Origin of the sequence: Streptomyces sp. NPDC057654, from assembly GCF_042800135.1 — a bacterium.
GTDB lineage: Bacteria > Actinomycetota > Actinomycetes > Streptomycetales > Streptomycetaceae > Streptomyces.
Map to the genome: position 1 here is coordinate 1 of NZ_JBHVHQ010000569.1, position 5,710 is coordinate 5,710.

Consider the following 5,710-nt stretch of genomic DNA (forward strand, 5'->3'; position numbering starts at 1 on the left):
CCCCTACGCCAACCTGCTTCTGCTGCAAGGGCGGCAGCCGGCCATGGTCGACAGCGGATTCGTCGGCCACGCGCAGGAGACGGCCGACTGGGCGCGGGCGCACGCGCGTTCCGGGAAGATCGACCTGGTCGTGAACACCCACTGGCACTCGGACCACGTCGGCGGCAACGCCCTCCTCCAGTCGCGGGGCGCAGCCGTCGCGGCCGGGGCCCCGGAGGCCGAGGCGGTCTCCCGCCGGGATCCGGGCTGTTGCTCCGCCGAGTACCTCGACCAGCCGGTGGCCCCGTACACGGTCGACATGCCGCTCGACGACGGGCAGGTGCTGCGCCTCGGGGACGCCGACTGGGAGGTCGTACGCACTCCCGGCCACACCCCCGGCCATCTCGCGCTCTGGCAGCCGGACGAGCGGCTGCTCGTGGTCGGGGACGCGCTGTCGGACTACGACGTGGGCTGGGTGAACCTCGCCCTGGACGGCCCGGACATGGCGTCCACGGCGCTCGCCTCGCTCAAGCGCATGGCCGACCTCGCCCCGCGCGTCGTCCTTCCCTCCCACGGCCCCATCCCCGCCGATCCGGACGCGGCCTTCGCCGCCGCCCTGCGCCGGGGGCGGCGGCTGGTGGACGATCCGGACGGGGCGGTCTGGTACGGGGCGCGGCGGATCTTCGCCTTCGCCTTGATGATCCGCGAGGGCATACCGGCCGACGAGGTCGAACCGTACCTCCACGCCCGCGCCTGGCTGACGGACGCGGCCCGCCTCCTGCGCCGTACGCCCGAGGAGCTCGCCGCCGAACTGCTCGACTCGATGCTCCGCAGCGGTGCCATAGCCCTCCGCGACGGCCGTGTGCACGCCGCCGCCGAACACACCCCGGTCACAGCGCGCTCGCTGCGCGTGCCGTTTCCCCGCGAGTGGCCGGCGTAGGGAAGGAAGGTTCCGAGCGGCAGCCGGCCACGGCACGGCGCGTTCCCCCTCAGCCGCTGCCGCCGGGACCGGCCGCGCGATCGGCCCCGCGATCGACCCCGCGATCAGCCCCGCCCTTCCGCGCACGATGCCGACGGACCGCGTCGCGGTTGGCGCACGGCTGGGAGCAGTAGCGCTGCCGCCCGGTTCGGGAGGTGTCGGCGAAGATCGCGGCGCATTCGGTCACGGCGCATCGCTTGAGCCGGTGCATGCCGCGGCCCACCAGATGGAGCGCGGTACCGACGGCGATCAGCGACGACAGGACGGCGCCGAGCGGCTGGCGGTCATCGCGATAGTGCAGATGCCAGCCGTCGCCTTCGTGGTCGGTCAGCCTGGGGTGGGCGGCGGCCCCGGCCAGCATCCGGTTGAGCAGCTCGGCGCGCTCCTGCTCGCCGTCGGCGTCCACCACCCCTTCCCACGCCGCGATCGTGGCGCGGACGCTGCGCAGATCCCGCGCTGTGGCCGGGCGCTCCAGCGCCAGTCCGGCGGCGCGACAGCGCTCGACGAGCTCCTCGACATCGGCCGGCGGCCGGTTGGCCAGGTCCACGGCCAGCTTCACGGCGTCCGCGCCGTAAGGGTTGAGGTGCATAAGGCCATTACAGCAGGCTGATCGGCATGAGACACCACACCGGCATGCGGCAGGCAGGCGTACGGCGGGCGCAGGAAGACGACATCACGGAACTCGTACGGCTGCGGGCGCTGCTGTTCGAGACCCTCGGCGGCGACTTCTTCAACCCCGCCTCGGCGGGCGACGATTGGCGGACCGCCCTCGCCTCGGTACTGAAGGAACGGCTCACAGCCGACGACACGCGCGTCCTCGTCGTGGACGGCGACGACGGGCTCGCCGCCTGCGGCATAGGCACCGTCGACCAGTGGCTCCCCGGCCCGCACTCGCACAACGGGCGCGTCGGCCACGTCATCGGCATGGTCACCGATCCGGCCCACCAGCGACGCGGCCACGGTCGCGCGATCGTACAGAGCCTGCTCACCTGGTTCCGCGAACGCGACGTCGCCCGCGTGGACCTGTACGCCTCCCCCGACGGCGAATCCCTCTACCGCACCTTGGGCTTCACCGCGCACCCGGACCCCGCGCTCTACTGGCGTCCGTAGCGGCCGGCACCCAGCCTGCCTCCCGCCCGAAAACGCGGTGCGCCGCGGAATGCTCCCGCAGTACGGTCTGCCGATGGATGACGAGGACGGATACTTCGGCGAGCGCGTCGCGGCGAAATATGACGCGGAGTCAGCAGCCAGGTTCGAGCCCGGCGTTGTCGGGGCGACGGTCGACGTGTTGGAGGCGTTGGCCGATGGAGGCAGGGCGCTTGAGCTGGGGGTGGGGACGGGGCGGATCGCGTTGCCGTTGGCCGGGCGCGGGGTCGCGGTGCATGGGGTCGACATGTCGCGGGCGATGGTCGCCCGGATGCGGGCCAAGCCGGGCGGTGACGCGGTCGGCGTCACCATCGGGGACTTCGCGACGACCAGGGTGGACGGGACGTTCTCCGTCGCGTATCTGCTCTTCAACACGATCATGAATCTGACGACGCAGGCGGCCCAGGTCGCCTGTTTCCGCAATGCCGCCGCCCATTTGGCGCCGGGAGGCTGTTTCGTCATCGAGGTCGGGGTTCCGGCATTGCGAAAGCTGCCGCCCGGGCAGAACGTCGTGCCGTTCCATGTGAGCCCGACGCGCTGGGCGTTCGACAGGTATGACGTCGCGACCCAGGAGATGAGCTCCAACTACGTCGAGGTCGTGGACGGCCGCGGGCAGTACCGGTCCATTCCCTTCCGTTACGTGTGGCCGTCGGAACTCGACCTGATGGCCCAGCTCGCCGGGCTGCGGCTGCGCGAGCGCTGGGACGGCTGGACGCGCGAGCCTTTCACCAGCGAGAGCGGTCAGCACGTCTCGGTCTGGGAGAAGCCCATCGATTGACCGGCCGCGCCGACCGCGCTCGGCCGCACTCGTGCGTGCTCCCTGAATCCAGTTTCGCGCCCCCCTCGAACGGGCTAATCGGCACTGGGGCCGCTCTCATTCCGGTCAATAGCCTGGCATTGGCGCGCAGCCGCGTGCCGGCCGGAAAGAGAAGGCGAGCGACTCCCAGTGAAATTCCCGATGTTGCGGCGTATGGCCTGCCTCACCGCGGCGGCCGCGCTGCTGGCAGCGCTCGGCACCGCCCCTGCCGGGGCGGACAGCGGATGGCACAAGGTCGGCGACGACGCCCGGAGCGGGGTCAGCGGCGTCGCCTACGAGGGCCGTACGGACGACGGAACCGGAGTGCGCGCGCTGATCGTGCACGACAACAAGCGGTCCGGGCAGCGGCGGCTGTCGCGGATCACCCACCGGGAGGGCGCCACCGATGTCTCCCCCATGACCTGGGACGGTCCGGAGCCCGTAGACCTGGAGGCCATCGAGGCCATCCCCGAGACGCCCGGCGAGTATCTGGCGCTGACCAGCAACGGCATCGTCTACCACCTCAAGGTCACCGATTCCACGGCCACGGTCGTCGACTACACGCCGCTCCCGGCGATCGGCGAGGGCGACAATTTCGAGAGTTTCGCGCTCGTCGCCCAGAACGGGAAGCTCGCCGCCCTCTGGGCGGACCGGGGCGCGGGGCCGGACCGGCCCGCCACGCTGTACGCGGCTCCGCTGACGTTCGCCCCGTGGGGGCAGCCGCAGTTCGGCGCGGTGTCGCGCAGCTCGTACCGCGCGGCGTACCCGCCCGGCGACGGTACGCGGCACATCTCCGACATCTCGGTGACCGGCTCCGGCCGGATCATCGCGAGTTCGGCGTCGGACGCGGGCGACGACGGCCCGTTCGACTCGGCGGTGAGCGACGCGGGCCGGGTGAGCGTGTCGGCGACGGGCGACGTGCGGGTCTCGCTCGCGTCGTCCCCCTCCGTGCTCGGGAGGTTCCCGGGGTACAAGGTCGAAGGGGTGGAGTGCCTGCCCGGCGCCTCCGACGCGGTCCTCGGCACCGACGACGAGAACCTCGGCGGGTACGTACGGACCGTGCCGTACTGCGGCGGAGCCTGAACCCCGTACGGCGTACGTGCGTACGTCCGTATGTCAGAGAGCCGACGCCAGGGCTCGGGTCACCGCCGTGACCCCCGCCGGCGGACGGCCCGGAAGGCGCGCCACGAGGAGCCGGCGGACCTCCCGCGGCGCGCCCTCCACCCGTAGCAGGCTCACCCCGGGCGGCAGCACCGGCGCCAGCCGGGACGGCACCGTCGTCACGCCGAAACCCCCGGCGACCAGGTGCAGTTTCGTCAGCCAGTCGCGTGCGGTGTGGGCGATGCGCGGGCGTCCGGGCAGCCCCGGCCAGACGCCGAGGAGCGGTTCGGCTTTCGAGGACGGGGTGGCGATCCACGCGGCGTCGACCAGTTCGTCGATGTGGACCGATGCGCGGCCGGCGAACGCACCGGTCGTCGACGCCGCCACGGCCAGTTCGCCGTCCTCGACGGTCTCGGTGTGCAGGCGCGGCGACTCGCCGTCCGGCGGCCGGTGCGGCGGTCGGGACGTCAGCAGGGCGAGGTCGATGGTGCCCGCGCGCAGGGCACGCGTCAGGCTGGGCGTGGTGCCCTCGCTCGTCACGGCCGTGACCTGCGGGTCCGCCGCCGCGAGCCGGGTGAGCGCGGCGGGCAGGAGACCGGCTCCGGCGCTCATGAGCACGCCGAGCCGCACCAGTTCGGTCCGCGGGAGTGTGCCGGTGAGGTCGCGCTCGGCCGCCTCGAAGGAGTCCAGGATCGTACGGGCGTGGCGCAGCAGCGTCAGTCCGGCGGGGGTGAGCCGCACCCCGTCGGGGCGGCGCTCGAACAGGGCGGCGCCCACGCTCCGTTCGAGAGAAGCGGCCTGGCGTGAGACCGCCGACTGCGTGTAGCCGAGCCGGCCGGCCGCCGCGGTGAAGCTGCCCGACTCCGCGATCTGCCTCAGGACCCGCAGGTCCGTACTGGAAAGGTCCATGCGGCCTACGCATACCAGAGATGCTCGATCGTCGCTTCCCGCATGGGCTTCCGCTTCCTAACCTCGGTAGCGGAAGCCATGCGGGAAGCGACGAGTACCGGCGCATACGGGCCGGTACACCGGTACAGGCATATATGGAGGTCATCGCGTGCGAGCAGCAGTTCTGACGGGGTTCGGCGAACCGCTCCGGGTGGAGGAGAGGACGGTCCCCGAGGCGGCGGGCAGCGGCGAGGTGGTGGTCGAAGTGCTCGCCGCCTGCGTGCCGCCCTATGCGGACGAGGTTTTCGGCGGCAAGCGGAACTACCCCCTGGTCCCGCCCGTCGTGCCCGGTATCGGCGGCGTGGGCCGGGTCGTGCACGCCGGGCCGGACGCCACCCGGCTGCGCGTCGGCGACCTGGTGTGGTGCGACTCGACGGCGCGCTCGCGGGACGACGCGCTGACGCCCGACATCACGTTGCAGGGCTGGAGCTCGCGCGGCGAGGGCGGCGCGCGGCTCGCCCGTCATCTGCACGACGGGGCGTTCGCCGAGTTCATGCGGGTCCCGACGGAGAACGTGTTCGCGCTGCCCGTCACGGCCGGGGCCGATCCGGCCCGCTGGGCCGCGCTCGCCATTCCCCTCATCGCGTACGGCGGGCTGCTGGCCGGCGGGCTCGCGGCCGGGGAGACGCTGCTGGTCAGCGGGGCGACGGGGAATCTCGGCAGCAGCGCGGTCGCGGTCGCCCTCGCGATGGGGGCGGGCCGCGTGGTCGCGCCCGGCCGCAATCGCGCCGTGCTCGATCTCCTCGCCGAGCGGTTCGGGC

The 5,710-nt window shown here is 72.7% G+C and carries 7 protein-coding genes; 5 read left to right on the forward strand and 2 right to left on the reverse strand.

Annotated elements, in window-relative coordinates; translation table 11 throughout:
- Positions 1 to 919: MBL fold metallo-hydrolase (locus ACFU99_RS30820; protein ID WP_384398261.1), on the forward strand; the 919-nt coding region annotated here is incomplete at its 5' end.
- Positions 920 to 968: 49 nt separating this feature from the next.
- Here ACFU99_RS30820 and ACFU99_RS30825 read toward each other — a convergent pair.
- Positions 969 to 1,547, reverse strand: a complete 579-nt coding sequence (locus ACFU99_RS30825) for a CGNR zinc finger domain-containing protein (protein ID WP_384398263.1) — start codon at positions 1,545 to 1,547, stop codon at positions 969 to 971.
- Positions 1,548 to 1,573: 26 nt separating this feature from the next.
- Here ACFU99_RS30825 and ACFU99_RS30830 point away from each other — a divergent pair, with 26 nt between their 5' ends.
- The 3 genes from ACFU99_RS30830 (at position 1,574) to ACFU99_RS30840 (ending at position 3,983) form a co-directional block, all read left to right on the forward strand.
- A complete protein-coding gene (locus tag ACFU99_RS30830; RefSeq protein WP_384398264.1) occupies positions 1,574 to 2,068 on the forward strand; it encodes a GNAT family N-acetyltransferase in 495 nt (164 codons plus the stop codon).
- A 73-nt stretch (positions 2,069 to 2,141) separates the two neighbouring features.
- On the forward strand, positions 2,142 to 2,882 hold the full coding sequence (locus ACFU99_RS30835) for a class I SAM-dependent DNA methyltransferase (RefSeq protein ID WP_384398266.1): 741 nt from the start codon (positions 2,142 to 2,144) through the stop codon (positions 2,880 to 2,882).
- 192 nt (positions 2,883 to 3,074) lie between these two features.
- Entirely contained in the window at positions 3,075 to 3,983 is a 909-nt protein-coding gene (locus ACFU99_RS30840) for a hypothetical protein (RefSeq protein WP_384398268.1), read from the forward strand.
- Between the two features lie 33 nt (positions 3,984 to 4,016).
- Here ACFU99_RS30840 and ACFU99_RS30845 read toward each other — a convergent pair whose 3' ends face one another.
- Entirely contained in the window at positions 4,017 to 4,910 is an 894-nt protein-coding gene (locus tag ACFU99_RS30845; RefSeq protein WP_384398270.1) for a LysR family transcriptional regulator, read from the reverse strand.
- A gap of 148 nt (positions 4,911 to 5,058) precedes the next feature.
- Here ACFU99_RS30845 and ACFU99_RS30850 point away from each other — a divergent pair.
- On the forward strand, positions 5,059 to 5,710 hold a 652-nt coding region (locus ACFU99_RS30850), incomplete at its 3' end, for an alcohol dehydrogenase catalytic domain-containing protein (protein ID WP_384398272.1).